Annotated in this window: 38 protein-coding genes; 36 read left to right on the forward strand and 2 right to left on the reverse strand. The window is 68.6% G+C overall.

Annotated features, from left to right (window positions below):
- Nucleotides 1-477: 477 nt before the first annotated feature.
- From rpsL to ACZ466_RS27195, 29 genes are all read left to right on the forward strand, one after another.
- Entirely contained in the window at nucleotides 478-852 is a 375-nt protein-coding gene (gene rpsL / locus ACZ466_RS27055) for a 30S ribosomal protein S12 (RefSeq protein ID WP_117398359.1), read from the forward strand.
- Between the two features lies 1 nt (nucleotide 853).
- Nucleotides 854-1324, forward strand: a complete 471-nt coding sequence (gene rpsG / locus ACZ466_RS27060) for a 30S ribosomal protein S7 (RefSeq protein WP_344596365.1) — start codon at nucleotides 854-856, stop codon at nucleotides 1322-1324.
- A 43-nt stretch (nucleotides 1325-1367) separates the two neighbouring features.
- Complete coding sequence (gene fusA / locus ACZ466_RS27065; RefSeq protein WP_378292021.1) at nucleotides 1368-3479, forward strand: elongation factor G; 2112 nt, start codon at nucleotides 1368-1370, stop codon at nucleotides 3477-3479.
- 86 nt (nucleotides 3480-3565) lie between these two features.
- A complete protein-coding gene (tuf, locus tag ACZ466_RS27070) occupies nucleotides 3566-4759 on the forward strand; it encodes an elongation factor Tu (RefSeq protein ID WP_378292023.1) in 1194 nt (397 codons plus the stop codon).
- Between the two features lie 102 nt (nucleotides 4760-4861).
- A complete protein-coding gene (rpsJ, locus tag ACZ466_RS27075; RefSeq protein ID WP_018657599.1) occupies nucleotides 4862-5170 on the forward strand; it encodes a 30S ribosomal protein S10 in 309 nt (102 codons plus the stop codon).
- 21 nt (nucleotides 5171-5191) lie between these two features.
- Nucleotides 5192-5842: a 50S ribosomal protein L3 gene (gene rplC, locus ACZ466_RS27080; protein WP_378292025.1), complete on the forward strand. Its 651-nt coding sequence runs from the start codon at nucleotides 5192-5194 to the stop codon at nucleotides 5840-5842.
- The gene (gene rplD, locus ACZ466_RS27085) at nucleotides 5839-6456 is read left to right on the forward strand and encodes a 50S ribosomal protein L4 (protein ID WP_378292027.1); all 618 of its coding nucleotides are present in this window, start codon (nucleotides 5839-5841) and stop codon (nucleotides 6454-6456) included. Before rplC ends, rplD begins: the two co-directional genes overlap by 4 nt.
- Entirely contained in the window at nucleotides 6453-6752 is a 300-nt protein-coding gene (gene rplW / locus ACZ466_RS27090; RefSeq protein ID WP_378292029.1) for a 50S ribosomal protein L23, read from the forward strand. The genes rplD and rplW overlap by 4 nt, the downstream gene beginning before the upstream one ends.
- A gap of 41 nt (nucleotides 6753-6793) precedes the next feature.
- Nucleotides 6794-7627 carry a 50S ribosomal protein L2 gene (gene rplB / locus ACZ466_RS27095; protein ID WP_378292031.1) on the forward strand — a complete coding sequence of 278 codons (834 nt, stop codon included), beginning with the start codon at nucleotides 6794-6796 and terminating at the stop codon, nucleotides 7625-7627.
- A 12-nt stretch (nucleotides 7628-7639) separates the two neighbouring features.
- Nucleotides 7640-7921, forward strand: a complete 282-nt coding sequence (rpsS, locus tag ACZ466_RS27100; RefSeq protein WP_197009427.1) for a 30S ribosomal protein S19 — start codon at nucleotides 7640-7642, stop codon at nucleotides 7919-7921.
- Between the two features lie 36 nt (nucleotides 7922-7957).
- The gene (gene rplV, locus ACZ466_RS27105) at nucleotides 7958-8341 is read left to right on the forward strand and encodes a 50S ribosomal protein L22 (protein ID WP_378292034.1); all 384 of its coding nucleotides are present in this window, start codon (nucleotides 7958-7960) and stop codon (nucleotides 8339-8341) included.
- Nucleotides 8341-9195, forward strand: coding sequence for a 30S ribosomal protein S3 (gene rpsC / locus ACZ466_RS27110; protein WP_464043985.1), 855 nt, complete (start codon nucleotides 8341-8343; stop codon nucleotides 9193-9195). Before rplV ends, rpsC begins: the two co-directional genes overlap by 1 nt.
- A gap of 8 nt (nucleotides 9196-9203) precedes the next feature.
- Nucleotides 9204-9623 (forward strand): 50S ribosomal protein L16, encoded by a 420-nt coding sequence (rplP, locus tag ACZ466_RS27115; RefSeq protein ID WP_366617563.1) that lies wholly within the window; start codon nucleotides 9204-9206, stop codon nucleotides 9621-9623.
- A complete protein-coding gene (rpmC, locus tag ACZ466_RS27120) occupies nucleotides 9623-9880 on the forward strand; it encodes a 50S ribosomal protein L29 (RefSeq protein ID WP_344596382.1) in 258 nt (85 codons plus the stop codon). The genes rplP and rpmC overlap by 1 nt, the downstream gene beginning before the upstream one ends.
- Nucleotides 9873-10145, forward strand: coding sequence for a 30S ribosomal protein S17 (rpsQ, locus tag ACZ466_RS27125; protein WP_378284875.1), 273 nt, complete (start codon nucleotides 9873-9875; stop codon nucleotides 10143-10145). Before rpmC ends, rpsQ begins: the two co-directional genes overlap by 8 nt.
- Nucleotides 10146-10213: 68 nt before the next feature.
- Nucleotides 10214-10582 (forward strand): 50S ribosomal protein L14, encoded by a 369-nt coding sequence (gene rplN, locus ACZ466_RS27130; protein WP_378284874.1) that lies wholly within the window; start codon nucleotides 10214-10216, stop codon nucleotides 10580-10582.
- A complete protein-coding gene (gene rplX / locus ACZ466_RS27135; protein ID WP_378284873.1) occupies nucleotides 10582-10890 on the forward strand; it encodes a 50S ribosomal protein L24 in 309 nt (102 codons plus the stop codon). The genes rplN and rplX overlap by 1 nt, the downstream gene beginning before the upstream one ends.
- Nucleotides 10891-10892: 2 nt before the next feature.
- The gene (rplE, locus tag ACZ466_RS27140; RefSeq protein ID WP_378284872.1) at nucleotides 10893-11474 is read left to right on the forward strand and encodes a 50S ribosomal protein L5; all 582 of its coding nucleotides are present in this window, start codon (nucleotides 10893-10895) and stop codon (nucleotides 11472-11474) included.
- Between the two features lie 5 nt (nucleotides 11475-11479).
- Nucleotides 11480-11665 carry a type Z 30S ribosomal protein S14 gene (locus ACZ466_RS27145; protein WP_018657585.1) on the forward strand — a complete coding sequence of 62 codons (186 nt, stop codon included), beginning with the start codon at nucleotides 11480-11482 and terminating at the stop codon, nucleotides 11663-11665.
- A gap of 123 nt (nucleotides 11666-11788) precedes the next feature.
- Complete coding sequence (gene rpsH / locus ACZ466_RS27150) at nucleotides 11789-12187, forward strand: 30S ribosomal protein S8 (protein ID WP_197009436.1); 399 nt, start codon at nucleotides 11789-11791, stop codon at nucleotides 12185-12187.
- A gap of 16 nt (nucleotides 12188-12203) precedes the next feature.
- Entirely contained in the window at nucleotides 12204-12740 is a 537-nt protein-coding gene (gene rplF, locus ACZ466_RS27155) for a 50S ribosomal protein L6 (RefSeq protein WP_378284871.1), read from the forward strand.
- 53 nt (nucleotides 12741-12793) lie between these two features.
- A complete protein-coding gene (gene rplR, locus ACZ466_RS27160; protein WP_378284870.1) occupies nucleotides 12794-13180 on the forward strand; it encodes a 50S ribosomal protein L18 in 387 nt (128 codons plus the stop codon).
- Between the two features lie 37 nt (nucleotides 13181-13217).
- Nucleotides 13218-13838 (forward strand): 30S ribosomal protein S5, encoded by a 621-nt coding sequence (rpsE, locus tag ACZ466_RS27165; protein ID WP_464043986.1) that lies wholly within the window; start codon nucleotides 13218-13220, stop codon nucleotides 13836-13838.
- Nucleotides 13838-14020 carry a 50S ribosomal protein L30 gene (gene rpmD, locus ACZ466_RS27170; protein WP_378284869.1) on the forward strand — a complete coding sequence of 61 codons (183 nt, stop codon included), beginning with the start codon at nucleotides 13838-13840 and terminating at the stop codon, nucleotides 14018-14020. The genes rpsE and rpmD overlap by 1 nt, the downstream gene beginning before the upstream one ends.
- 1 nt (nucleotide 14021) lies before the next feature.
- Nucleotides 14022-14507 (forward strand): 50S ribosomal protein L15, encoded by a 486-nt coding sequence (rplO, locus tag ACZ466_RS27175; RefSeq protein WP_378284868.1) that lies wholly within the window; start codon nucleotides 14022-14024, stop codon nucleotides 14505-14507.
- A 203-nt stretch (nucleotides 14508-14710) separates the two neighbouring features.
- A complete protein-coding gene (gene secY / locus ACZ466_RS27180; RefSeq protein WP_378284881.1) occupies nucleotides 14711-16006 on the forward strand; it encodes a preprotein translocase subunit SecY in 1296 nt (431 codons plus the stop codon).
- Nucleotides 16006-16656 carry an adenylate kinase gene (locus ACZ466_RS27185; RefSeq protein ID WP_378284867.1) on the forward strand — a complete coding sequence of 217 codons (651 nt, stop codon included), beginning with the start codon at nucleotides 16006-16008 and terminating at the stop codon, nucleotides 16654-16656. Before secY ends, ACZ466_RS27185 begins: the two co-directional genes overlap by 1 nt.
- Nucleotides 16657-16733: 77 nt before the next feature.
- Nucleotides 16734-17549, forward strand: coding sequence for a type I methionyl aminopeptidase (gene map / locus ACZ466_RS27190; protein WP_378284866.1), 816 nt, complete (start codon nucleotides 16734-16736; stop codon nucleotides 17547-17549).
- Nucleotides 17550-17666: 117 nt separating this feature from the next.
- The gene (locus ACZ466_RS27195; RefSeq protein ID WP_378284865.1) at nucleotides 17667-18122 is read left to right on the forward strand and encodes a DUF1707 SHOCT-like domain-containing protein; all 456 of its coding nucleotides are present in this window, start codon (nucleotides 17667-17669) and stop codon (nucleotides 18120-18122) included.
- A gap of 108 nt (nucleotides 18123-18230) precedes the next feature.
- Here the strand turns inward: ACZ466_RS27195 and ACZ466_RS27200 are convergent, their stop codons facing one another.
- Nucleotides 18231-19046 carry a phosphodiesterase gene (locus ACZ466_RS27200; protein WP_378284864.1) on the reverse strand — a complete coding sequence of 272 codons (816 nt, stop codon included), beginning with the start codon at nucleotides 19044-19046 and terminating at the stop codon, nucleotides 18231-18233.
- Nucleotides 19047-19259: 213 nt separating this feature from the next.
- Complete coding sequence (locus ACZ466_RS27205) at nucleotides 19260-19817, reverse strand: hypothetical protein (protein ID WP_378284863.1); 558 nt, start codon at nucleotides 19815-19817, stop codon at nucleotides 19260-19262.
- 287 nt (nucleotides 19818-20104) lie between these two features.
- Here ACZ466_RS27205 and infA point away from each other — a divergent pair, with 287 nt between their 5' ends.
- The 7 genes from infA to rplQ all read left to right on the forward strand — a co-directional run bounded on the left by infA (nucleotide 20105) and on the right by rplQ (nucleotide 24119).
- A complete protein-coding gene (gene infA / locus ACZ466_RS27210; RefSeq protein WP_197009446.1) occupies nucleotides 20105-20326 on the forward strand; it encodes a translation initiation factor IF-1 in 222 nt (73 codons plus the stop codon).
- Nucleotides 20327-20391: 65 nt separating this feature from the next.
- On the forward strand, nucleotides 20392-20505 hold the full coding sequence (gene rpmJ, locus ACZ466_RS27215; protein ID WP_021596712.1) for a 50S ribosomal protein L36: 114 nt from the start codon (nucleotides 20392-20394) through the stop codon (nucleotides 20503-20505).
- A 279-nt stretch (nucleotides 20506-20784) separates the two neighbouring features.
- Nucleotides 20785-21165 carry a 30S ribosomal protein S13 gene (rpsM, locus tag ACZ466_RS27220; RefSeq protein WP_378284862.1) on the forward strand — a complete coding sequence of 127 codons (381 nt, stop codon included), beginning with the start codon at nucleotides 20785-20787 and terminating at the stop codon, nucleotides 21163-21165.
- A gap of 61 nt (nucleotides 21166-21226) precedes the next feature.
- Nucleotides 21227-21628, forward strand: a complete 402-nt coding sequence (rpsK, locus tag ACZ466_RS27225) for a 30S ribosomal protein S11 (RefSeq protein ID WP_197009447.1) — start codon at nucleotides 21227-21229, stop codon at nucleotides 21626-21628.
- 97 nt (nucleotides 21629-21725) lie between these two features.
- Nucleotides 21726-22352, forward strand: a complete 627-nt coding sequence (gene rpsD, locus ACZ466_RS27230; protein ID WP_378284861.1) for a 30S ribosomal protein S4 — start codon at nucleotides 21726-21728, stop codon at nucleotides 22350-22352.
- Nucleotides 22353-22478: 126 nt separating this feature from the next.
- On the forward strand, nucleotides 22479-23492 hold the full coding sequence (locus ACZ466_RS27235) for a DNA-directed RNA polymerase subunit alpha (RefSeq protein WP_131944806.1): 1014 nt from the start codon (nucleotides 22479-22481) through the stop codon (nucleotides 23490-23492).
- Between the two features lie 93 nt (nucleotides 23493-23585).
- Nucleotides 23586-24119, forward strand: a complete 534-nt coding sequence (rplQ, locus tag ACZ466_RS27240) for a 50S ribosomal protein L17 (protein WP_378284859.1) — start codon at nucleotides 23586-23588, stop codon at nucleotides 24117-24119.
- The last annotated feature ends 117 nt before the right edge of the window (nucleotides 24120-24236 follow it).

Raw genomic sequence — 24236 nt, forward strand, 5'->3', positions numbered from 1 at the left:
CCGGGGTCGCCGGGTGACAATGCCGACGGGTCTTCCGCCTCTCGCGGCGGGAACACTCGTCGGCATTCGTCCGTTCTGGAGACGGAAAAGCGGCGCCTCGGGGCGTCGCGGGCTTGCGCTGGAAGGGGCGGGCACGGTAGTGCGCCGCTCGCTTTGCACTTTGGCGCGCGTCTGGGTAATCTCTTCCTTCGTGCCCGCAGTATGCGGGCCGCTCTGCGTGCGCGCGGATCGGGCCACTTCAGGTGGCGTCCGCCGCGCCGCGCCAAACTCCCCGGCTTGATTCGGCCCCTGGGGGCCGGGCGGTGGTGTGCGGGTCTGGTCTCGGAAGAGCGCGACACGCCCGACCGCGTGGGTCGGAGAGAGTCGGGAAACCGGCAGGTCACAGCCACACGAGTGGTGGTGATATGGGCCCCACACGGGTGTGGTCCAGGCAGTAACAAGACTTACCGGCTCGGTACGAGGGAAGACGGAGACGCGGTGCCCACGATCCAGCAGCTGGTCCGGAAGGGCCGCCAGGACAAGGTGACCAAGAACAAGACGCCTGCGCTGAAGGGCAGCCCCCAGCGCCGGGGTGTCTGCACGCGCGTCTACACGACGACGCCCAAGAAGCCCAACTCCGCGCTGCGCAAGGTCGCTCGTGTCCGGCTGTCCAGCGGGATCGAGGTCACGGCCTACATCCCGGGCGTCGGTCACAACCTGCAGGAGCACTCGATCGTGCTCGTGCGCGGCGGCCGTGTGAAGGACCTCCCGGGCGTCCGGTACAAGATCATTCGCGGCACGCTGGACACCCAGGGCGTCCGTAACCGCAAGCAAGGGCGCAGCCACTACGGCGCGAAGAAGGAGAAGAGCTGACATGCCGCGCAAGGGCCCCGCGGGCAAGCGACAGCTGATCGCTGACCCGGTCTACAACTCGCCGCTGGTGACCGCGCTGGTGAACAAGATTCTCCTGGACGGCAAGCGGTCCATCGCGCAGAACATCGTGTACGACGCCCTGGAGGGCGCCCGCGAGAAGACCGGCAACGACCCGGTCGTCACGCTCAAGCGCGCGCTCGACAACGTCAAGCCCACCCTGGAGGTGCGCAGCCGCCGCGTCGGTGGCGCGACCTACCAGGTCCCGGTGGAGGTGCGGCCCGCCCGCAGCACCACCCTCGCGTTGCGGTGGCTGGTGGTGTACGCCCGGCAGCGTCGCGAGAAGACCATGACCGAGCGGCTGATGAACGAGCTGCTCGACGCCAGCAACGGCCTCGGCGCCTCGGTGAAGAAGCGCGAGGACACCCACAAGATGGCGGAGTCCAACAAGGCCTTCGCCCACTACCGCTGGTAACCCCGGCGGACCAGGACCCAACACGAGACGACGCGAGGACACAGTGGCTACCAAAACCGGTGTAGACCTGGCCAAGGTCCGCAACATCGGGATCATGGCCCATATCGACGCGGGCAAGACCACGACGACCGAGCGGATCCTGTACTACACGGGTATCAGCTACAAGATCGGCGAGGTCCACGACGGCGCCGCGACCATGGACTGGATGGAGCAGGAGCAGGAGCGGGGAATCACCATCACCTCCGCGGCCACCACCTGCGAATGGCCGGTCGAGGACGTCAAGCACACGATCAACATCATCGACACCCCCGGGCACGTGGACTTCACCGTCGAGGTGGAGCGCAACCTGCGGGTGCTCGACGGCGCGGTCGCGGTGTTCGACGGCGTGGCCGGTGTGGAACCGCAGTCCGAGACCGTGTGGCGCCAGGCCGACCGGTACAGCGTGCCGCGCATGTGCTTCGTCAACAAGCTCGACCGGGTCGGCGCGGAGTTCCACCGCTGCGTCGACATGATCGAGAACCGTCTCAACGCCACACCGCTGGTGCTGCAGCTGCCGATCGGCGCCGAGGCCGACTTCAAGGGCGTCATCGACCTGGTGACGATGAAGGCCCTGGTCTGGAACGAAGAGGCCAAGCTCGGCGAGATGTACGACACGCTCGAGATCCCCGACACCCACGTCGACGCCGCCCGCGAGTGGCACGACAAGCTGGTGGAGACCCTCGCCGAGAACGACGACGAGGTCATGGAGTTGTACCTGGAGGGCGAGGAGCCCACCGTGGAGCAGCTCTACGCGGGCATCCGCCGCGCGACGATCGCCGCCAAGCTGACCCCGGTCACCTGCGGCACCGCCTTCAAGAACAAGGGCGTGCAGCCGCTGCTGGACGCGATCGTCCGCTACCTGCCCTCCCCGCTGGACGTCGAGGCCATCGAGGGCCACGCCGTCCGCGACGAGGAGAAGGTGCTGACCCGCAAGCCGAGCGAGGAGGAGCCCTTCTCCGCGCTGGCGTTCAAGATCATGAGCGACCCGCACCTCGGCAAGCTGACCTTCGTCCGCGTCTACTCGGGCGTGATGGAGTCCGGCGCCACCGTGATGAACTCCGTCAAGGAGCGCAAGGAGCGGATCGGCAAGATCTACCGGATGCACGCCAACAAGCGCACCGAGATCGAGCGCGCGGGCGCCGGCGACATCGTCGCGGTGATGGGGCTCAAGCAGACCACCACCGGTGAGACGCTGAGCGACGACAAGGACCCGATCGTCCTGGAGTCGATGAACTTCCCGGCGCCGGTCATCCACGTCGCGATCGAGCCGAAGACCAAGGCCGACCAGCAGAAGCTGGGCACCGCGATCCAGCGGCTGGCCGAGGAGGACCCGTCCTTCCAGGTCCGCACCGAGGAGGAGACCGGTCAGACGGTCATCTCCGGCATGGGCGAGCTGCACCTGGAGATCCTCGTCGACCGGATGAAGCGCGAGTTCAAGGTCGACGCCAACGTGGGCAAGCCGCAGGTCGCCTACCGCGAGACCGTGACCCGCAAGGTCGAGAAGGTCGAGTACACCCACAAGAAGCAGACGGGTGGCTCCGGCCAGTTCGGCCGCGTGATCATCGACCTGGAGCCGCTCGGCGAGGGCAACGACGGGTACGAGTTCGAGAACAAGGTCACCGGTGGCCGCATCCCGCGGGAGTACATCCCGTCGGTGGACGCCGGGTGCCAGGAGGCCGCCGAGTTCGGCGTGCTGGCCGGGTACCCGATGGTGGGCGTCAAGGTCACCCTGCAGGACGGCGCCTACCACGACGTGGACTCCTCGGAGATGGCGTTCAAGGTCGCCGGTTCCATGGCGTTCAAGGAGGCCGCCCGCAAGGCGTCCCCCACGCTGCTGGAGCCCATGATGGCGGTCGAGGTCACCACGCCCGAGGAGAACATGGGCGATGTCATCGGCGACCTCAACAGCCGGCGCGGTCAGGTCCAGTCGATGGACGAGCGCTCGGGGATGCGGGTCGTGAAGGCCCTCGTGCCCCTCTCGGAGATGTTCGGCTACGTGGGTGATCTGCGCAGCAAGACCCAGGGCCGGGCTGTTTTCACCATGCAGTTCGACTCCTACGCCGAGGTTCCCGGGAACGTCGCGCAGGAGATCATCGCCAAGGCTCGGGGCGAGTAGGCGAGTCTCCGGGCCTGCCCCAGATCACCAGCCAACATACGAAGCGGTCGGGATGCCGGCCGAGGAATCGCAACAAGGAGCAACCAGTGGCGAAGGCCAAGTTCGAGCGGACCAAGCCGCACGTGAACATCGGCACCATCGGTCACATCGACCACGGTAAGACCACGCTTACCGCGGCGATCACCAAGGTGCTCCACGACAAGTACCCCGACCTCAACCCCTTCACGCCGTTCGAGGACATCGACAAGGCGCCGGAGGAGCGCGAGCGCGGTATCACGATCTCGATCGCGCACGTGGAGTACCAGACCGAGGCCCGGCACTACGCGCACGTGGACTGCCCCGGTCACGCCGACTACATCAAGAACATGATCACCGGTGCCGCGCAGATGGACGGCGCGATCCTCGTGGTCGCCGCCACCGACGGCCCGATGCCGCAGACCAAGGAGCACGTGCTGCTCGCCCGCCAGGTCGGCGTGCCCTACATCGTCGTCGCGCTGAACAAGTGCGACATGGTCGACGACGAGGAGATCCTGGAGCTCGTCGAGCTCGAGGTCCGCGAGCTGCTCTCGGAGTACGAGTTCCCGGGCGACGACGTCCCGGTCGTGCGCGTCTCCGCCTTCCAGGCGCTGCAGGGCGACGAGAAGTGGGGCCAGTCGATCGTCGAGCTCATGGACGCCGTCGACGAGAACGTCCCCGAGCCGGTCCGCGACACCGAGAAGCCGTTCCTGATGCCGATCGAGGACGTCTTCTCGATCACCGGCCGCGGCACCGTGGTGACCGGCCGGATCGAGCGCGGCGTGGTCAACGTCAACGAGACCGTCGACATCATCGGCATCAAGACCGAGTCGACCTCGACCACGGTCACCGGCGTCGAGATGTTCCGCAAGCTGCTCGACCAGGGCCAGGCCGGTGACAACGTCGGCCTGCTGCTGCGCGGCATCAAGCGCGAGGACGTCGAGCGCGGCCAGTGCGTCATCAAGCCGGGCACCAACACCCCGCACACCGAGTTCGAGGCGCAGGTCTACATCCTGTCCAAGGACGAGGGCGGCCGGCACACGCCGTTCTTCAACAACTACCGTCCGCAGTTCTACTTCCGGACCACCGACGTGACCGGTGTGGTGAACCTCCCCGAGGGCACCGAGATGGTCATGCCGGGCGACAACACCGAGATGCGCGTTGAGCTGATCCAGCCCATCGCCATGGAGGAGGGCCTGAAGTTCGCCATCCGCGAGGGCGGCCGGACCGTGGGCGCGGGTCGCGTCACCAAGATCCTCAAGTAACACCCTCGTCGACGCGGCGGCCCGGCCGCTCGGCCGGCCGGGCCGCCGCGTCACGACAGCAGAAACCCAGCGGCACTACCAGCAAAGGACACCGAGGCCACCATGGCGGGACAGAAGATCCGCATCCGGCTCAAGGCCTACGACCACGAGGTCATCGACACCTCCGCGAAGAAGATCGTTGAGACGGTGACGCGGACGGGCGCCAAGGTCGCGGGCCCGGTGCCGCTGCCGACCGAGAAGAACGTGTACTGCGTCATCCGCTCGCCGCACAAGTACAAGGACTCGCGCGAGCACTTCGAGATGCGCACGCACAAGCGGCTGATCGACATCATCGATCCCACGCCCAAGACGGTCGACTCGCTGATGCGGCTCGACCTTCCGGCCGGCGTTGACATCGAGATCAAGCTCTAGCTCTAAGGGACGCACCGAGAGATGAGTACGCAGAGGAAGGGCGTCCTGGGCGAGAAGCTCGGCATGACCCAGGTCTTCGACGATGAGGGCCGGATCGTTCCGGTGACCGTCGTCCAGGCCGGGCCGTGTGTTGTCACCCAGCTCCGCACCCAGGAGAAGGACGGCTACAGCGCCGTCCAGCTCGGGTACGGGCAGATCGACCCGCGCAAGGTGAACAAGCCGCGCACGGGTCACTTCGAGAAGGCCGGCGTCACGCCGCGCCGCTACCTCGTCGAACTGCGGGCCGACGACACCACCGGGTACGAACTCGGCCAGGAGATCACCGTTGAGCTCTTCGAGGCCGGCCAGAAGATCGACGTGACCGGCACGAGCAAGGGCAAGGGCACCGCGGGTGTCATGAAGCGCCACGGGTTCAAGGGCCTCGGCGCCTCGCACGGCACCCAGCGCAAGCACCGTTCGCCGGGTTCGATCGGCGGCTGCGCGACCCCGGGTCGCGTCTTCAAGGGCCTGCGCATGGCGGGGCGGCACGGCAACGCCCGCACCACCGTCCAGAACCTGACCGTCCACGCCATCGACACCGAGAAGAACCTGCTGCTGATCAAGGGCGCGGTTCCCGGTCCGAACGGCGGCGTGGTGCTGGTCCGCGACGCTGTGAAGGGAGCGGGCAAGTGACCTCGAAGCTGGACATCGACCTGCCTGCCGAGATCTTCGACGCCAAGACGAGCGTGCCGCTGATCCACCAGGTCGTGGTGGCGCAGCTGGCCGCGGCGAGGCAGGGCACGCACGCCACCAAGACCCGCGGCGACGTCCGCGGCGGTGGCAAGAAGCCGTACCGGCAGAAGGGCACCGGCCGGGCCCGCCAGGGCTCCACCCGGGCGCCGCAGTTCGCCGGCGGTGGCACCGTGCACGGCCCGCAGCCGCGCGACTACTCGCAGAAGACGCCCAAGAAGATGAAGGCCGCCGCGCTGCGCGGCGCCCTGTCCGACCGCGCCCGCTACGGCCGGGTGCACGTCGTCGACAACCTCATCGAGGGCGACACCCCGAAGACGAAGACGGCGCTGACGGCGCTGCGCGAGGTCAGCCAGGCCAAGCGCGTCCTCCTGGTCCTGGACCGCGAGGACGAGGTGACCTGGAAGAGCCTGCGCAACGAGCCGAGCGTGCACGTCATCGTCTCCGACCAGCTCAACACCTACGACGTGCTGATCAACGACGACGTCGTCTTCACGCAGGCGGCCTACGACGAGTTCATCGCGCGTGCGAGCAAGAAGAAGGAGGCGGCGAAGTGACCAAGATCGCCGACCCCCGTGACGTCATCATCGCGCCGGTCGTCTCGGAGAAGAGCTACGGGCTGCTGGACGAGAACAAGTACACCTTCCTCGTCCGCCCCGACGCGAACAAGACGCAGATCAAGCAGGCCGTCGAGGCGGTGTTCAACGTCAAGGTGACGAGCGTGAACACCCTCAACCGGCCGGGCAAGCGCAAGCGCACCCGGTTCGGCTACGGCAAGCGCAAGGACACCAAGCGCGCCATCGTCAGCCTGGCCGAGGGCGAGCGGATCGACATCTTCGGCGGTCCGGCCTAACCGCCGGAGCCTCCGGAGCAGACAAGGGATGAACGAATAAGATGGGCATCCGTAACTACAAGCCGACGACTCCGGGTCGTCGCGGCTCCAGCGTGGCCGACTTCGTCGAGGTCACGCGCCGCGAGCCCGAGAAGTCGCTGCTGCGACCGCTCCCCAAGAAGGGCGGCCGCAACAACCACGGCCGCATCACCACCCGGCACCAGGGCGGCGGGCACAAGCGCGCGTACCGGCTGATCGACTTCCGCCGGCACGACAAGGACGGCGTCCCGGCCAAGGTCGCGCACATCGAGTACGACCCCAACCGCACCGCGCGGATCGCGCTGCTGCACTACGTGGACGGCGAGAAGCGCTACATCCTCGCCCCGCGCGGTCTGAAGCAGGGCGACCGGGTCGAGAACGGGCCGGGCTCGGACATCAAGCCGGGCAACTGCCTGCCGCTGCGCAACATCCCGACCGGTACGGTCGTGCACGCCATCGAGCTGCGGCCCGGCGGCGGCGCCAAGATCGCCCGCAGTGCGGGCGCGGGCGTCCAGCTGCTGGCCAAGGAGGGCAAGTACGCCACGCTGCGCATGCCCTCGGGCGAGATGCGCATGGTGGACGTGCGCTGCCGCGCCACGGTCGGCGAGGTGGGCAACGCCGAGCAGTCGAACATCAACTGGGGCAAGGCCGGCCGGATGCGCTGGAAGGGCAAGCGCCCGACCGTCCGCGGTGTGGCCATGAACCCGATCGACCACCCGCACGGTGGTGGTGAGGGCAAGACCTCTGGTGGCCGGCACCCGGTGAACCCCCAGGGCAAGAAGGAAGGCCGCACTCGCCAGGCCAACAAGTCGAGCGACCGGCTGATCGTCCGTCGTCGCAGCAAGAAGAAGCGGTAGGAGTCGCTCGTCATGCCACGTAGCCTCAAGAAGGGCCCCTTCGTGGACGACCACCTGATGAAGAAGGTGGACGGCCAGAACGAGAAGGGCACCAAGAACGTCATCAAGACGTGGTCGCGGCGCTCCATGATCGTGCCGGAGATGATCGGTCACACGATCGCCGTGCACGACGGCCGCAAGCACGTGCCGGTGTTCATCACCGACGCCATGGTGGGTCACAAGCTCGGTGAGTTCGCGCCGACCCGCACCTTCCGCAGCCACGTCAAGGAAGACCGCCGCAGCCGTCGTGGCTAAGCGCGGGCAGTAGATCGTAGGAGAGAGGGAACAGCGATGGAAGCCAGGGCCCAGGCGCGGTTCATCCGCGTCACGCCCAGGAAGGCCCGCCGCGTGGTGGACCTCATCCGCGGCCTGCCCGCCGCGGAGGCTCAGGCGGTGCTGCGGTTCGCCCCCCAGGCTGCGAGCGAGCCTGTGGGCAAGGTGCTGGCGAGTGCCATCGCCAACGCCGAGCACAACTTCAAGCTCGACACCGACACGCTCGTCGTCAGCAAGGCGTACGTGGACGAGGGGCCGACGCTGAAGCGCTTCCGCCCCCGCGCGCAGGGCCGGGCGTACCGGATCAACAAGCGCACCAGCCACATCACGGTGATCGTGGAATCGCGGGACGAGGCCTCGACCTCCGGCGGTGGCGGCAAGAAGCAGAGGAGGGCCCGGTAGTGGGTCAGAAGATCAACCCGCACGGGTTCCGGCTCGGCATCACCACCGACCACAAGAGCGTGTGGTTCGCCGACAAGCTCTACAAGGACTACGTCAAGGAAGACGTCCAGATCCGGCGCATGCTGCAGAAGGGCATGGACCGGGCGGGCATCTCCAAGGTGGAGATCGAGCGGACCCGTGACCGTGTCGAGGTCAACATCCACACCGCCCGGCCGGGCATCGTCATCGGCCGCCGCGGCGCGGAGGCCGAGCGGCTCCGGGGCGACCTGGAGAAGCTGACCGGCAAGCAGGTGCGGCTGAACATCCTCGAGGTGAAGAACCCCGAGATCGACGCCCAGCTCGTCGCGCAGGGCGTGGCCGAGCAGCTGTCCAGCCGGGTGGCGTTCCGCCGCGCGATGCGCAAGGCGATCCAGTCGGCGATGAAGTCCGGTGCCAAGGGCATCAAGGTCCAGTGCGGCGGGCGCCTGGGCGGGGCGGAGATGTCCCGTTCGGAGTTCTACCGCGAGGGCCAGGTCCCGCTGCACACGCTGCGCGCCGACATCGACTACGGCTTCTACGAGGCCCGGACGACCTTCGGCCGCATCGGCGTCAAGGTGTGGATCTACAAGGGCGAGGCCGCGGCGACCCGCGCCGAGCGCGAGCAGCAGGCCGCGCAGCAGCGCGCCGCCGGCGGTGGCGGCGGCCGTGAGCGCCGCGGCGGCGACCGTCGTGGCGGCGGCCGCGGTGGCCGTGGCGGCCGCGGCGGCGAGCGCGGTGGCGGTGGCGGCGGCGGCGAGCGCGCGCCCAAGCAGCAGCAGAGTTCAGAGCAGCAGGCCCAGGCGACCGAGGCTGCTGCGAGTGGTGAGGGGAGCTGAAGTAGCCGATGCTGATCCCTCGCAAGGTCAAGCACCGTAAGCAGCACCACCCGAAGCGCCGGGGCATGGCCAAGGGCGGCACCAGGGTGACCTTCGGCGAGTTTGGCATCCAGGCCGTCGAGGGCGCGTACGTGACGAACCGGCAGATCGAGGCCGCGCGTATCGCGATGACCCGTCACATCAAGCGTGGCGGCAAGGTCTGGATCAACATCTTCCCGGACCGTCCGCTGACCAAGAAGCCCGCCGAGACCCGCATGGGCTCCGGCAAGGGCTCGGTCGAGTGGTGGGTGGCCAACGTGAAGCCGGGCCGCGTGATGTTCGAGATCTCCTACCCGAACGAGCAGATCGCTCGGGAGGCCCTCACCCGCGCGATCCACAAGCTGCCCATGAAGTGCAAGATTGTTAAGCGAGAGGTGGGTGAGTCCTGATGGCCAAGGGTCTTACCGCCGACGATCTGCGGACCGAGCCCGAGGACGTCCTGGTCACCAAGCTCAAGGAGGCGAAGGAGGAGCTTTTCAACCTTCGCTTCCAGGCCGCGACCGGCCAGCTGGAGAGCCACGGGCGGCTGCGCACCGTGAAGCGCGAGATCGCCCGCATCTACACCGTGATGCGGGAGCGCGAGCTCGGCATCGTCACGGTCGCCGAGGAGACCGAAGCCGCGTCCGCGGAGGGCAACGATGACTGAGCAGCAGACCGAGCAGCGGCACACCCGCAAGGTCCTGGAGGGCCTGGTGGTCAGCGACAAGATGGACAAGACCGTGGTCGTGTCCGTCGAGGACCGCATCACCCACCGCCGCTACCACAAGGTGATCCGCCGGACCACCAAGTACAAGGCGCACGACGAGGCCAACGAGTGTGGCGTCGGCGACCGCGTCCGTCTCATGGAGACCCGCCCGCTCTCGGCCACCAAGCGCTGGCGCGTGGTGGAGATCCTCGAGAAGGCCAAGTAATCACTGGTTCCACCAGGCTCCGGGCGCATGAAGGCCCCGGAGAACCGGTGTGACGAACAGGAGTCAACGTGATCCAGCAGGAGTCGCGACTCAAAGTCGCCGACAACACGGGTGCCAAGGAGATCCTTTGCATCCGGGTTCTCGGCGGCTCGGGTCGGCGCTACGCGGGAGTCGGCGACATCATCGTCGCGACGGTGAAGGACGCCCTTCCCGGCGCGGGCGTGAAGAAGGGTGACGTCGTCAAGGCCGTCGTCGTGCGCACCCGCAAGGAGCGCCGGCGCCCGGACGGCTCCTACATCCGCTTCGACGAGAACGCCGCCGTGCTCATCAGGGACGGCGGCGACCCCCGCGGCACCCGCATCTTCGGCCCGGTGGGCCGTGAGCTGCGCGAGAAGAGGTTCATGAAGATCATCTCTCTCGCTCCGGAGGTGCTGTAGTGAAGATCAAGAAGGGCGACGAGGTCGTCGTCATCGCGGGCAAGGACAAGGGCGCGACGGGCAAGGTCCTGCGCGTCGACCCGCGCCGCGAGCGCGTCGTCGTCGAGGGCGTCAACCTCATCACCAAGAACATCAAGGCCGACCAGCAGCGCGCCGGCAAGGAGAGCGGCCGGGTCACGGTCGAGGCGCCGCTGCACGTCAGCAACGTCGCGATCGTCGAGGACGGCAAGCCGGTCCGGGTCGGATACCGCATCAACGAGGACGGGACGAAGGTCCGGGTCTCGCGGCGCAGCGGTAAGGAGATCTGACCATGACCGACACTGTCACCGAGACCGAGCGCCCCGTTCCGCAGCCGCGGCTCAAGCTCCGCTACCGCGAGGAGATCGCGGGCGCGATGCGCGAGCAGTTCGGCTACGCCAACGTGATGCAGATCCCCGGGCTGACCAAGATCGTGGTCAACATGGGGGTCGGCGAGGCCGCCCGCGACGCCAAGGTGATCGAGGGCGCGATCCGCGACCTGTCGGCGATCACCGGCCAGAAGCCGGCCGTGAACCGGGCCCGCAAGTCCATCGCGCAGTTCAAGCTGCGCGAGGGCATGCCGATCGGCGCGCACGTCACGCTGCGCGGCGACCGGATGTGGGAGTTCCTCGACCGGCTGCTGGCCACCGCGCTGCCGCGGATCCGCGACTTCCGCGGGCTGTCCCCCAAGCAGTTCGACGGGAACGGCAACTACACCTTCGGGCTGACCGAGCAGGTCATGTTCCACGAGGTGGACCCGGACAAGATCGACCGCACCCGGGGCATGGACATCACGGTGGTCACCACCGCGAAGACCGACGATGAGGGCCGGGCGCTCCTGAAGCTCCTCGGCTTCCCGTTCAAGGAGAGCTGACCAGAATGGCGAAGAAGTCGCTGATCGCCAAGGCGGCCCGCAAGCCCAAGTTCGGCGTGCGCGCGTACACTCGTTGCTCGCGCTGCGGGCGTCCGCGCTCGGTCTACCGGAAGTTCGGCCTCTGCCGGGTCTGCTTCCGGGAGATGGCCCACCGGGGCGAGCTGCCGGGCATCACCAAGTCCAGCTGGTGACGGTCTCCGTACCGTCGCCCAGCGTGTAATAACCACCCGGGCGCCTGAGCAAGGCGTCCACGACCGCGCCAAAGGTCCACGGGAGCACCCGAGGAAACCGTGGCGAGGGAGGGCCTGAAGCCCATGACGATGACCGATCCGATCGCAGACATGCTGACGCGTCTGCGGAACGCGAACTCGGCGTACCACGACTCGGTGTCGATGCCGTACTCGAAGATCAAGGCGCACATCTCCGAGATCCTCCAGCAGGAGGGCTACATCTCGGGCTGGAGCGTGGAGGACGCCGAGGTCGGCAAGAAGCTCGTGATCGAGCTGAAGTTCGGCCCGACCCGGGAGCGTTCGATCGCCGGTATCAAGCGCGTGTCGAAGCCGGGTCTGCGGGTGTACGCGAAGAAGGACAACCTGCCCAAGGTGTTGGGCGGACTGGGCGTCGCGATCATCTCGACGTCCTCCGGCCTGATGACCGACCGGCAGGCCGGCAAGCGTGGCGTGGGCGGGGAAGTCCTCGCCTACGTCTGGTGAGGGGAGGGCACTAGAAATGTCGCGTATCGGACGTCTCCCCATCACTGTGCCCAGCGCCGTCGAGGTGAAGATCGACGGCCGGAAGGTCACCGTCAAGGGGCCCAAGGGCGAGCTGCACCACACCGTCGCCGAGCCCATCGAGGTGGCGCTGGAGGACGGCACGGTCACCGTGTCCCGGCCGGATGACGTGAACGTCAACCGGGCGCTGCACGGGCTGACCCGCTCGCTGATCAACAACATGGTGGTCGGTGTCACCGACGGCTACAAGAAGACCCTGGTCATCCAGGGCGTCGGTTACCGTGTGGTGGCCAAGGGCAAGAACCTGGAGTTCTCGCTCGGCTACAGCCACCCGATCACGGTGGAGCCGCCGGAGGGCATCTCCTTCACGGTCGAGCGGCCGACCCAGCTGATCGTCGAGGGCATCGACAAGCAGAAGGTCGGCGAGGTCGCCGCCAACATCCGCAAGCTGCGCAAGCCCGACCCGTACAAGGGCAAGGGCGTGCGGTACGAGGGCGAGCAGATCCGCCGCAAGGTCGGAAAGGCTGGCAAGTGATGCGGGCAAGCAGATCCGCCGGCTGCGTTATTCGGGAAGGCTGGTAAGTAGTCATGGCAGGCACCAAGACCCTGGCCGGCAAGGCCACGTCGGCGCGGGCCAAGTCCCGCAAGCGCCGGCACCTCCGGGTCCGCAAGAAGGTCGTGGGCACCGCCGCGCGGCCGCGCCTGGTCGTGACCCGCTCCAGCCGGCACGTCTTCGTCCAGGTGATCGACGACACCGCGGGCCGCACGCTGGCCTACGGCTCGACGATGGAGGCCGACCTGCGCGCCGACGACGGCGACAAGACGGCCAAGTCCCGCCGGGTCGGCGAGCTGGTGGCGGCCCGCGCCAAGGAGGCCGGGGTCTCCGCGGTGGTGTTCGACCGGGGCGGCAACAAGTACCACGGCCGCGTGGCCGCCGTCGCCGACGGTGCGCGCGAGGGGGGCCTGGAACTCTGATGGCCCTGTCTATCGTCAATGAGAAGAGGAACCACTGATGGCAGCGCAGAGGCGTGGCGGCGGTCAGGGTGGCGACCGTCGCGACGGCCGCCGCGATGACCGTCGCGGTGGCGGCGACAAGGGCCAGGCCTACATCGAGAAGGTCGTGGCGATCAACCGGGTCGCCAAGGTCGTCAAGGGCGGCCGTCGCTTCAGCTTCACCGCCCTGGTGATCGTCGGTGACGGCAACGGCACCGTCGGCGTCGGCTACGGCAAGGCCAAGGAGGTGCCCGCGGCGATCGCCAAGGGCGTCGAGGAGGCCAAGAAGCACTTCTTCAAGGTGCCGCGGATCCAGGGCACCATCCCGCACCTGGTGCAGGCGCGGGACGCGGCGGGCGAGGTCCTGCTGCGCCCGGCCAGCCCCGGTACCGGCGTCATCGCCGGTGGCCCGGTGCGCGCGGTGCTGGAGTGCGCGGGCATCCACGACGTGCTGAGCAAGTCGCTGGGCAGCGACAACGCGATCAACATCGTGCACGCGACGATCGCGGGCCTGAAGGCGCTCAAGCGCCCGGAGGAGATCGCGGCCAAGCGCGGCCTGCCGATCGAGGACGTCGCCCCGGCCGCCATGCTGCGGGCGCGCGCCGCCGGCAGCGAGCCGCGGTCGGAGGTGGCCTCCTGATGGCCAAGCTCAAGATCACGCAGACCAAGTCCGTGATCAGCGAGAAGCAGAACCAGCGTGACACGCTGCGCACCCTCGGTCTGAAGAAGATCGGCCAGAGCGTGGTCCGGGAGGACCGGCCCGAGGTGCTCGGCATGATCCGGACGGTGAACCACCTGGTCTCCGTCGAGGAGGTCGACTGACATGGCGGCTGATCTGAGCAAAGCCGACGCGGAGGCCCAGGAGGGCACCCCGCTGAAGCTGCACGATCTGCGTCCCGCCCCCGGTGCCAACCGCGCCAAGACCCGCAAGGGCCGCGGCGAGGCGTCCAAGGGCAAGACCGCGGGCCGCGGCACCAAGGGCACCAAGGCCCGCAGCACGGTGCCGGTCGGGTTCGAGGGCGGCCAGATGCCCCTGATCCGCCGGATTCCGAAGCTCAAGGGCTTCAAGAACCCGAACCGGGTCGAGTTCCAGGTGGTGAACCTGGACAAGCTGGCCGAGCTGTACCCGGAGGGCGGCGAGGTCACGGCGGAGGACCTGGCGGCGCGGGGCGCGGTGCGCCGCGGCCGTCCGGTGAAGGTGCTCGGCAGCGGCGAGATCTCCGTGGCGGTCCAGGTGAAGGTGCACGCCTTCTCCGGCTCCGCCAAGGAGAAGATCGCGGCGGCCGGCGGTTCCGCCGAAGAACTGTAAAGAAGTACGCCCATGATGCCGGGGACGCGTAGTTCGCTCGCCGGGGCCCGCAGGGTCCCGGCGCCGCGAGGCGCGGCCTCGGCATCATCTGCTGTTAGAGTCTCAGCGGCGGAGGTTCCCCGTTCCAGGGTCGGCCCCGCCATCCAAGGACCCGATTCCGGCCCCTCGGCGGCCAAGGATTCGCCAGTCGCGCAGGAGGAATGGTGCTGACCGCGTTCGCTCGGGCTTTCCGTACGCCGGACCTGCGTAAAAAAATCCTGTTCACGCTCTTCATCATCCTGATCTTCCGGATCGGCTCGGTACTGCCGTCCCCGGGCGTGAACACGGAGGTTCTGCGCGAGACGGCCGAAGCCGCCAGGGAGAGCAACCAGCTCTACGGGCTGGTCGATCTGTTCAGCGGCGGGGCGCTGCTGAAACTGTCGGTGTTCGCGCTGGGCATCATGCCCTACATCACCGCGAGCATCATCCTGCAGCTGCTGACGGTGGTGATCCCGCGGCTGGAGGCCCTCAAGAAGGAGGGCCAGGCCGGCACCACCAAGATCACGCAGTACACCCGGTACCTCACCATCGGGCTGGCGATCCTCCAGGCCACCGGCATCGTCGCGATGGCCAGCACGGGGCAGCTGTTCCAGGGCGTGGCCGGCGGCCAGGACGTGCTCTACGACAACGACATCTTCACGATCCTCACGATCGTGGTCTGCATGACCGCCGGCACCTCGGTGATCATGTGGCTGGGCGAGCTGATCACCGACCGCGGCGTCGGCAACGGCATGTCCATCCTGATCTTCACCCAGGTGGTCGCGGTCTTCCCCGGCCAGTTCTGGAGCATCTTCACCTCCAAGGGCGGCTTCGTCTTCACCGTGGTCATCCTGGTCGGCCTCGCGATCATGGCGGGCGTCGTGTTCGTCGAGCAGGCCCAGCGGCGGATCCCGGTGCAGTACGCCAAGCGCATGGTGGGCCGCCGGATGTACGGCGGGACGTCCACCTACATCCCGCTGAAGGTGAACCAGGCGGGAATCATCCCCGTGATCTTCGCCTCATCGCTTCTGTACCTGCCGGTGCTGGCGACGCAGCTGTGGCCGGAGACCGGGTTCCTGCAGCGCGTGCAGCCCTACCTGGCCCAGGACAACCCCTGGCACATGGGCGTTTTCTTCGCCTTCATCGTCTTCTTCACGTACTTCTATGTGGCCATCACGTTCAACCCCACTGAAGTCGCCGACAACATGAAGAAGTATGGTGGATTCATCCCAGGTATCCGTCCGGGCCGGCCGACCGCCGAGTACCTCGACTACGTGCTCACCAGGATCACCACCCCCGGTGCGCTGTACCTGGGTATCGTCGCCCTGATCCCGATGGTCGCGTTCGCGCTCATCGGGGCGAGCCAGGACTTCGCGTTCGGGGGGACGAGCATCCTCATCGTCGTCGGCGTCGGACTGGATACCGTGAAGCAGATCGAGAGTCAGCTCCAGCAGCGCAATTACGAGGGCTTCCTCCGGTAGTGCGTATCGTGCTGGTGGGCCCCCCGGGTGCGGGCAAGGGGACGCAGGCCCAGTTCATCGCATCGCATCTGTCCATCCCGAAGATCTCGACAGGTGACATCTTCCGCGCGAACGTCAGCGGCGGGACCGAGCTGGGCCGTCAGGCCAAGAAGTACATGGACCGGGGCGACCTGGTACCGGACGAGGTCACCATCGCCATGGTGCGCGACCGGCTGGCCGAGGAGGACGCCCGCGACGGGTTCCTGCTCGACGGCTTCCCGCGCAACGTGCCGCAGGCCGAGACGCTGAAGAAGATCCTCTCCGAGTGGGACGCCAAGCTCGACATCGTGCTGAACCTGGTGGTCGACGAGGACGAGGTCGTCCGGCGGCTGTCGGGCCGGCGCACGTGCGAGCGCTGCGGCAAGATCTGGCATGTCGACTTCGACGACAAGCAGGACGACATCTGCGACGACTGCGGCGGTCACCTGTTCCAGCGGGACGACGACAAGGAAGAGGTCGTCCGGCACCGTCTCGAGGTCTACAAGGAACAGACGGCCCCCCTCGTGCAGTTCTACGCGGATGAGGGGATTCTCCGCGGCATCGACGCGACCGGGCCGGTCGAGGAGGTCACCAACCGCGCGCTCAGGGAGCTGCGGCCGCTGGAGCGGTGACCCCCGCCGTTTCAGGTCGTGTCCGGCCCCCGGTTCCCCGCCGGGGGCGGTCGCGTGTTCAGGGACCAGGGGGAGAGATGTTCAAACGGCGTAGACCCGCGATCCAGGTGAAGACCGCCGAGCAGGTGGAGCTGATGCGCGCGGCCGGGCTCCTGGTCGGCCGCACGCTGGAGCTGCTGCGCGAGTCGGTCAAGCCCGGGATCACCACGATGGACCTGGACGTGATCGCCGAGCGGCACATCCGCGACAACGGCGGCGTGCCGTCGTTCAAGGGCTACCACGGCTTCCCCGCGACGATCTGCGCCTCGGTGAACGAGGAGATCGTGCACGGCATCCCCAGCGCCGGGAAGGTGCTGCGGGACGGCGACGTGATCTCCATCGACTGCGGCGCGATCGTGGCGGGCTGGCACGGCGACGCCGCGATCACCGTCCCGGTGGGGGAGATCGGGCCGGAGCTCGTACGGCTCCTGGAGGTCACCGAGGCGTCCCTGTGGCACGGTCTGGCGGCCGGGAGGGCCGGGGCCAGGCTCACGGACATCTCGCACGCGATCGAGTCGCACGTGCGCTCTCAGGGCTCCTACGGCATCGTCGAGGGGTACGGGGGGCACGGCATCGGGACGCGGATGCACATGGACCCGCTGATCCCCAACCACGGAGAGCCGGGGCACGGGCCCGTCCTGGAGCCCGGGATGTGCTTCGCGGTGGAGCCGATGGTCAATCTCGGCACGAAGAACACCCGCGAGCTGGACGACGGCTGGACGGTGATCACCACCGACGGCCGCGCCTCCGCCCACTTCGAACACACCTTCACGGTGACCGAGGACGGCCCCCGCGTGCTCACCGCCCTTGACGAAGGTGCCGAGTGGTTCGCCGCACTTCGAGGCAGCGCCTGATGGCGGTGACCGAGGACGGCCCCCGTGTGCTCACCGCCCTTGACGAAGGGCGGGAGTGGTTCTCCAAGCTGGGTAGTAACACCTCCTGATGCATGGAATGAAGTGAAGTGGGGTGGCATGACGCCTAACCCTGACATTCGGGCCTCCGACGCCGACCGCGACCGGGTGGCCGCGACCCTGCGCGAGCACTGCGCCCAGGGCCGCATCACGATGGACGAGCTGGACGAGCGGCTGGAGGCGGCCTACACCGCCAAGACCCTCGGGCAGCTCCTGGAGATCACCTCCGACCTGCCGGAGGAGGACCTGTACGAGCGGCCCGTCCCGGCCGCGCAGCGGGCGCCCAAGGGCGTGGTCCCGGTGCGGGGCGCCGGGGGCGGGATGGACCTGTACCGCTCCGGCACCCGCGCGCTGTGGGGCACCTGGGCCGTGGTCAGCGGGATCAACTTCACGGTCTGGATGATCATCGCGCTGACGGGCGAGATCGTGTACCCGTGGTGGCTGTGGGTGGCGGGGCCGTGGGGCGCCGTACTGGCGGCGATCACGCTGCTCGGCGCGTCCCGGCGCCGCGAGTAGGGCCGTCCGGGTCACGGCCTCCGCCGCCCCGGGCGGTTTCGGGCTGCCCGGACTCCGGCCGCGCGGGGCCGTTCGACGTGCCCGCCGCCGCCTCGACGACGCCTGCCGTTATTCGACTTCCATGAGCGGGCGGTAGTTGCCGGTCGGGACGAAGTGCGTCGTCGCGTCGCCCTCGTCCGTGACCAGGTGCACCGCGAAGCCGGCGGGCTCGCCGGTCACCGCGGCCCGGCCCGGGCGGGTCAGGTCGAGGAACAGCTGGCGGTAGGTGCTGGGGCAGGTGGTGCTGACCCGGCCCGCCAGGACGCCCACCGAGCCGCGGTGCACATGGCCGCTGATCAGCCGGACCACCTGGCCGTGCCGGCCGATGATCTCGGCGAACCCCTCCGGCTCGGTGAACCGCATGTCGTCGATGAAGCGGATCCCGATGGGGTAGGGCGGGTGGTGCGTGGCGACGATCGTGGGGGTGTCGGGGGCGGCGGCCAGGGTGGCGTCGAGCCAGGCGAGCCGGTCGGCGTCCATCGCCCCGTACGGGGCGCCCGGCACGGTGGTGTCGCAGCACACCAGCCGCACCCCGGCCACGTCGACGGCGTACTGCACGGGGGCCTGGGGGAGCACGCCGCTGGCGGTGACCGCCGGGTGGTCGGTGAACGCGGCGCGCAGCGCGTCCCGGTCGTCGTGGTTGCCGGGCATCGGGTAGACCGCCATGGGCAGCGGGGACAGCAGCGCGTGCAGCCGGGCGTACTCGACGGGCAGCCCGGAGTCGGCGAGGTCGCCGGTGAGGACGACGGCGTCCGGGCGGGCGGGCAGCGACAGCAGGCTCGACACCGCGGCGCGCAGCGACCGGACCGGCCCGGAGTCGTCGTCCACCGCGCCGCCGCGGCCGGCGGCGATGTGGATGTCGCTGAGCTGCGCGATGATCGCCATTGCTCCCCTCCCCTTCCATCATGCACGTCACGGTCCGGTGCGATTCGATCCGCGGGGCGGGGCCCGGCGCAGGCGAATCGACCGTTCCGAGAGCAAGATCACCTCATTGGCGGGGCGTCCCGGGCGCGCCGGGGCCCTCCCGGCCCGTCCCCGAAGCGCCTGAGCCGCCCGCCGGGCCGCCCGCCGGGCCGGTGGCGCGGGCGGCCGGACGGCTCAGGCCACGTGCTGGATGACCGCCGACAGTGCCGAGGTGACGTCCGCCGCGGCCGGCGCCACGTCCGGCACGACGTCGCGCAGCGCCAGCCACCCGTTGATCGCCTGGGTGGTGGGACGGGCCTCGCGCAGCTGCGGGTCGTCGTAGTCGTACCAGGCCGCCACCTTCGACCATCTCCACAGCCGGTGGCCCGCGGTCGACATCTCCGAGGCCGGGAAGCCGCCGGGCCCGCGCGCGCCCGTGATCGACAGGCGTACCGAGTCGACCGAGCGGCCCACCCGCTCGGAGATGTCGCGGATGGTCAGCAGCGGGTCGGCCTCGACCCGCTGGACGCGCAGGCCGGGCGCGCTGGCCTCCACATGCTCGACCAGCTCCATGATCGCGGCGGCCAGCGTGGCGCCCTGCCAGGTGCAGGAGGCGTTGCCGGGACGTTCCGCGTGCTGCGGCTCGGTGATGATCGAGACCGTGACGTAGCCGTGGGTCCGGTCGAACAGGTCGTCCAGCTCCTCCTCGTAGAGGGGACGACTCAGGATCAGCGCGAAGTCGTAGCTCGGCATGCCGATCCTCCCTGGGCGTCCTTCCTTCCCGAAAGGTACAACGCGCGGGCGCTGTATGCTGGGGTCGGGAGCAGTCTCCGGTGCCGGTTCGTGCGACAATTTCACATTCGGTGGCCGGGTGACGTAGACTCCTATGTCGGTCCGCTGTCGGCCGCCTCGAATTCCTGCCCGGACATCTCGTCCCGGCACGGTCGCGGCCGGGCTCTCATGGCGATCTTCCTGGCGAAGCTCTGTCGTGGGACGTCGCGGACCGGGTCCAATGAGCCGATCAGCGAAGCGCGGAGGACATGCCCAAGAAGGAAGGCGCCATCGAGATCGAGGGCACCGTCATCGAGTCCCTCCCCAACGCCATGTTCCGAGTGGAGCTGGACAACGGGCACAAGGTGCTCGCCCACATCAGCGGCAAGATGCGGATGCACTACATCCGGATCCTGCCGGACGACCGCGTCGTCGTGGAGCTGAGCCCCTACGACCTCTCGCGCGGTCGGATCGTCTACCGCTACAAGTGAACCCACTGGGGTTGCCTTCCTCGTGCGTGGCGGCGCGAGGGTGACCCTGACCTCTAGGAGACCCAGTGAAGGTCAAGCCGAGCGTCAAGAAGATCTGCAACAAGTGCCGCGTCATCCGCCGGCACGGCCGGGTCATGGTGATCTGCTCCGACCCGCGCCACAAGCAGCGCCAGGGCTGACGCCCTAACAATTCCAGACGCGCATCGCGATCCTTCGCGTCGCCGCACGGTCGGAAGCCGCGCTTCCACCGGCCCCCCGGAGTCCGTCCAGGGGGTGACCCCCGGAGCATCGGGGGACGTCGCCGTACGACCCGGGTCGGGGCCCAGGCCCCGTGATCAGGTCGTGCGGCACCGGCGTGTGAAGGGGGACCCTCGGACGGAGGCCGAGGCCGCCACCCGGGCAGGGTGTTCGCGGGAGCGGTGCGCACATACCTCCGCAAAAGAAAGGAACTGCCCGAGATGGCACGCCTGCTCGGCGTCGACCTCCCGCGGGACAAGCGCGTGGAGATCGCTCTCACCTACATCTTCGGCATCGGCCGTACCCGGGCGCTGGAGACCCTCGCGGGCACCGGCGTCAACCCGGACCTGCGGGTGCACCAGCTCGGCGACGACGAGCTGGTCAAGCTGCGCGACTGGATCGAGGCGAACTACAAGACCGAGGGCGACCTCCGCCGCGAGATCCAGGCCGACATCCGACGCAAGATCGAGATCGGTTGCTACCAGGGCATCCGGCACCGCCGCGGCCTGCCCGTGCACGGCCAGCGCACGCAGACCAACGCGCGCACCCGCAAGGGCAAGAAGAAGACCGTGGCCGGCAAGAAGAAGGCCGGCAAGAAGTAGCAGTCCGGGCGGCGGGCCGCGGCCCGTCCCGGATCGATGACCTCAGGAGTAGAGAGAGCAGATGCCTCCCAAGAGCCGTGTCGGCGCCAAGAAGGTGCGCCGCAAGGAGAAGAAGAACGTCGCTCACGGGCACGCCCACATCAAGAGCACGTTCAACAACACGATCGTTTCGATCACCGACCCCAACGGGAACGTGATCTCCTGGGCCTCCTCCGGCCACGTGGGCTTCAAGGGCTCGCGCAAGTCCACCCCGTACGCCGCCCAGCAGGCCGCCGAGGCCGCCGCGCGCCGCGCCATGGAGCACGGCATGCGCAAGGTCGACGTGTTCGTCAAGGGGCCGGGCTCGGGCCGTGAGACCGCCATCCGGTCGCTGCAGGCGACCGGCCTGGAGGTCGGTTCGATCCAGGACGTCACGCCCGTTCCGCACAACGGCTGCCGCCCGCCGAAGCGCCGGAGGGTCTGACCGTCATGAGCAATCTGGAATTTGCGCGGGGCGGCACCGCCCGCCGCAGCGTCAGCCAGAAGAGCCGGCGCGTCTGAGGCAGGGGAGAACTAGAACAATGGCTCGTTACACCGGCGCCGACTGCAAGCTCTGCCGTCGCGAGAAGATGAAGCTGTTCCTCAAGGGCAGCAAGTGCGAAGGGCCCAAGTGCCCGATCGAGATCCGGCCCTACCCGCCGGGTGAGCACGGCCGCGGTCGTCCCAAGGAGACCGAGTACCTGCTCCAGCTGCGCGAGAAGCAGAAGGCCAAGCGCATCTACGGCGTTCTGGAGCGGCAGTTCAGCAACTACTACGTCGAGGCCAACCGGCAGGGCGGCAAGACGGGTGAGAACCTGCTCTCGCTGCTGGAGCGGCGGCTCGACAACGTGGTCTACCGCGCGGGCTTCGCCAAGTCCCGCGACATGGCCCGCCAGCTGATCCGGCACGGCCACATCCGGGTCAACGGCAAGAAGGTCAACATCCCGTCGTTCCTGGTCTCCGAGGCCGACATCATCGATGTCCGGACCAAGTCCCAGGAGATGACGCCGTTCCAGGTCGCCAAGGCCGAGGCGGGCGACCGCCAGGTCCCGGCGTGGCTGGGCGTCGACGCCGACCGGATGCGGGTCTTCGTCCACTCGCTGCCGGTCCGGCAGCAGATCGACGCTCCCGTCCAGGAGCAGCTGATCGTCGAGCTCTACTCCAAGTAAGGGCTCACCGCCGTTCCCGACCGGCTCCCGGCCCGCCGAAACGCGGGCCGGGACCGGACCCGGGAACGGGACGTACCATGGAAAACGCGGTAGTCAAATAGCGGGCACCGCGGAAAGAAGGACACCATGCTCATCGCTCAGCGTCCCACCCTCACCGAGGAGCAGGTCGACGAGTACCGGTCGCGGTTCACCATCGAGCCGCTGGAGCCGGGCTTCGGCTACACGATCGGCAACTCGCTCCGTCGCACCCTGCTCTCCTCGATCCCCGGCGCGGCCGTCACCAGCATCCGCATCGAGGGCGTGCTGCACGAGTTCTCCACCGTTCCCGGGGTCAAGGAGGATGTCACCGACATCATCCTGAACCTCAAGGAGCTGGTGGTCTCCTCCGAGCACGACGAGCCCGTGGTGATGTACCTGCGCAAGCAGGGCCCCGGCGAGGTGACCGCGGCCGACATCGCGCCGCCCGCCGGTGTCGAGGTGCACAACCCCGACCTGCACATCGCCACCCTCAACAACAAGGCCAAGCTGGAGATGGAGCTGACGGTCGAGCGCGGCCGCGGCTACGTCTCGGCCGCCCAGAACAAGCAGCCGGGCCAGGAGATCGGCCGGATCCCGATCGACTCCATCTACTCGCCCGTGCTCAAGGTCACCTACAAGGTCGAGGCCACCCGAGTCGAGCAGCGCACCGACTTCGACCGCCTCATCCTGGACGTGGAGACCAAGCAGGCGATGCTGCCGCGCGACGCGGTGGCCTCCGCCGGCAAGACCCTCGTCGAGCTGTTCGGGCTGGCCCGGGAGCTCAACGTCGAGGCCGAGGGCATCGACATGGGCCCGTCCCCGACGGACGCCGCGCTGGCCGCGGACCTGGCGCTGCCCATCGAGGAGCTCAACCTCACGGTGCGCTCCTACAACTGCCTCAAGCGCGAGGGCATCCACTCGGTGGGCGAGCTGGTGGCCCGCAGCGAGCAGGACCTGCTCGATATAAGGAACTTCGGCGCCAAGTCGATCGAAGAGGTCAAGCAGAAGCTCAACGACATGGGCCTCTCGCTGAAGGACTCCCCGCCCGGGTTCGACCCGAGCGCGGCGGCCGACAACTACGGCGACGACGACACCAGCTACGCCGAGACCGAGCAGTACTAGAACGACCTCGTCCCAGGCCCGGGGCCGCCCGGCTCCGGGCCTGGATTCAGCTGACGCCGGTACCTGACACGGCCGGCGCAGGAAGGAACGACCATGCCTCAGCCCACCAAGGGCGCCCGTCTGGGCGGCAGCGCCGCGCACCAGCGGCTCATCCTGGCCAACCTGGCCACCTCGCTGTTCGAGCACGGCCGGGTGACCACCACCGAGGCCAAGGCCCGGCGGGTGCGCCCGCTGGCGGAGAAGCTGATCACCAAGGCCAAGAAGGGTGATCTGCACAACCGCCGCCAGGTGGCCCAGGTGATCCGGGACAAGGGCGTCGTGCACGAGCTCTTCACCGAGATCGCGCCGCGCTTCGAGAACCGTCCCGGCGGCTACACCCGCATCACCAAGATCGGTCCGCGCAAGGGCGACAACGCCCCGATGGCGGTGATCGAGCTGGTGCAGGAGCAGCTCGCGGGCGCCGGCACCGCCGCGGCCCCGGCCGAGGCCGAGCCCGCCGCCCCGGCGGAGGAGGCCGAGGGCAAGGCCGACCTGACCAAGGACGAGGCCCCCGCCGACGCCGACACCGAGGCCGCGGACACCGCCGAGGCCAAGGGTGAGGCGAAGGACGAGGACGAGGCCAAGTAAGGCCGGAGGGGCGCCCCGCGAGGGCGACCGCGCCGACATGCGCTCGGGCCCGCCGTTCCTACGGGACGGCGGGCCCGAACTTTGCCACACTGCTTCCCATGGTCACGTCAGGGGGGC

The organism is Actinomadura rugatobispora, assembly GCF_055379765.1.